The organism is Aeromicrobium sp. (assembly GCF_050700635.1).
Classification (GTDB): Bacteria; Actinomycetota; Actinomycetes; order Propionibacteriales; family Nocardioidaceae; genus Aeromicrobium.
On record NZ_JBOHDT010000176.1, the window covers coordinates 1 to 2,036 of the forward strand.

The window sequence follows — 2,036 nt, forward strand, 5'->3', positions numbered from 1 at the left end:
GGCCGCCAGACGCACCCAGGCGCCGGTCAGGAGAAGGACGGCCAGCGTCGTCTCGGCTGCCAGCACACCCCAGCCGAACGCCGTGAAGTTCGGGAGGACGACGTTCTCGACCACCCAGCTGTAGGGAGGAAACACGGGGTGGTCGACGGCGTACGACGTGAACTTGAACAGACCGTTCCCGGCGTCCTGGCCGAACTCGGGCGCTCGCTTCCACGACACGTTGTAGAGCCACAGCAGGCCGACGAGCACCCGCAACGCGGCCGCTCCGACCGCCTGTGCGCGTGGCACATCGTCGGTGGCCGGCGCGAACAGCCACCGGGAGAACGTCATCACCGGGTTCGTGGACATCGTCACTCACCTCTCCCGTGATCAACGTACCGGCGGCGCGACGGTCAGAGCGGTGCAAAAGATGACAAACCCGTGACGGTCACGCACAGCGGAACACCTCGCGCCCCGACCGCTCGGCGGCGTCCTGGACCGCGAGGATGTCACGCACGACACCGAATACCTCCGAGACCGGCTGCGGTGAGTCGGCAATCCGCATGTTCGGGTTCGTGACGGCGACCGGGTGCCACCAGGCCCCATCGGCGGTGATAGTCGGTTCCGGCTCCACGGTGTCGATGGAGATGTGCACTCCGGTGTCGGCGAATCCTTCCTGGGCCACCGGGCGGATCAGCTGGTCGTCCCGGGGGATGCCGATGCCGTCGAGCCTGCGGTGCAGCTCGCTGACCCCGGCCGGGTCCTCGTCGTACATCGTCGCCGCCACACGTACCGGGAAGTCCAAGGACTTCGCCAGCTCGATGCCGGCGAGTGCGCGCTCCCAGGAGCCCGCACCCCGTTGCCGGTCGTGCAGCTCGGCCGTCGCCGAGTCGAGGCTGATCTGCAGGACGACCGAGCGGTCGATCTTCTCGAGCGTCTCGCGCCGTCTTCCGCGGGAGAAAATCATCGCGTTGGTCAACACGGTTCGATGCAACCCGGCAGCGGCGTCGACCAGGTCACCCAGCTCCGGATGCATGAAGGGTTCACCGCCGGTCAGGAACACCTCGCGCCCGCCGAGTGCGGCGAACTCGTCGAACACCGCTTGGCCCAGGGCCGGTGTGACACGTCGGGCGGCGGCCTTGGGGGATGACTCCGCGCAGCAGTACTCGCACGCCAGGTTGCAGTCGAAGTTCGTGTAGACCCACAACCGCTGACCCAAAGGAGTGCGGTCACCGAGCGAGAACACGGTGGTCTCCTCGGTGGGCCGGCCGGCCTTGCGTACCGCGAACCACCACGGGCCGTCCGACGTCTCGGCGACCTCGGTTTCGACCTCGTGGCCGACCAGGTCGGCCCAGACCGGCAGGTCGGTGACCACGGACGGCTCGGAGCTGCGGACGCCGAGCCGCTGGCCGGCCTCCATCCGGCGCATGGCTCGGGTGATGAGCAGCAGCAGGCCACTGCCGCAGTCCATGTCGCCGCCGTCGATCAGCTCGGCGACATCGCCGAGCGGGCTCACTGCGCGGTCTTGGTCACTCATCCTGACAACGGTACGTCCGTTCTCGGCGGGGCGGTCTAGCGTTGGCGCCATGTCCTCCTCCGGCCATGCTCCCCGCCCCAACGACGCCGATTCTCGTCGGGACTTCTGGGAAGGCGTCCACGGCGGCAAGGACGTCGACGGAGTGTCGTGGTGGCAGTCGGTTCCCGAGCTCTCGCTCGGCCTGGTCGATTCCACAGGGGTGGGCCGCGACGAGCCGATCATCGACGTGGGAGCCGGGTGGTCCACGCTCGCCGACCACCTCGTGGAACGGGGCTACCGCGACCTCACGGCCATCGACCTGTCAACCACCGCGCTGCAGACGGTCCGGGATCGGCTTGGTCCCGCCGGCGACCACGTCGTGCTCGAGGTCGCCGACGTCCTCGACCTGCACCGGGAGCGGCAGTACGCCCTCTGGCACGACCGGGCGGTCTACCACTTCCTCACCGAGCCCGGCGAGCGCGACGACTACCAGGCATCCTTGCGGCGCTGCCTGCGGCCCGGCGGTTGGGCGGTCGTGGCG

General features: G+C 69.0%; 2 protein-coding genes and 1 pseudogene. 1 reads left to right on the plus strand and 2 read right to left on the minus strand.

What is annotated here, in order from left to right; translation table 11 throughout:
• Positions 1-348: pseudogene (locus tag ACRDPN_RS13935) on the minus strand (hypothetical protein); the annotation flags it as partial.
• Positions 349-427: 79 nt separating this feature from the next.
• On the minus strand, positions 428-1,516 hold the full coding sequence (locus tag ACRDPN_RS13940; RefSeq protein ID WP_431449101.1) for a radical SAM protein: 1,089 nt from the start codon (positions 1,514-1,516) through the stop codon (positions 428-430).
• A 49-nt stretch (positions 1,517-1,565) separates the two neighbouring features.
• On the opposite strand from ACRDPN_RS13940, the gene ACRDPN_RS13945 reads away from it, so the two are divergent.
• Positions 1,566-2,036: class I SAM-dependent methyltransferase (locus ACRDPN_RS13945; protein ID WP_431449103.1), on the plus strand; the 471-nt coding region annotated here is incomplete at its 3' end.

Coding starts and splice junctions, on each gene's coding strand:
- ACRDPN_RS13940 (WP_431449101.1), bottom strand. CDS start 1,516: ATGAGTGACCAAGACCGCGCAGTGAGCCCGCTCGGCGATGTCGCCGAG.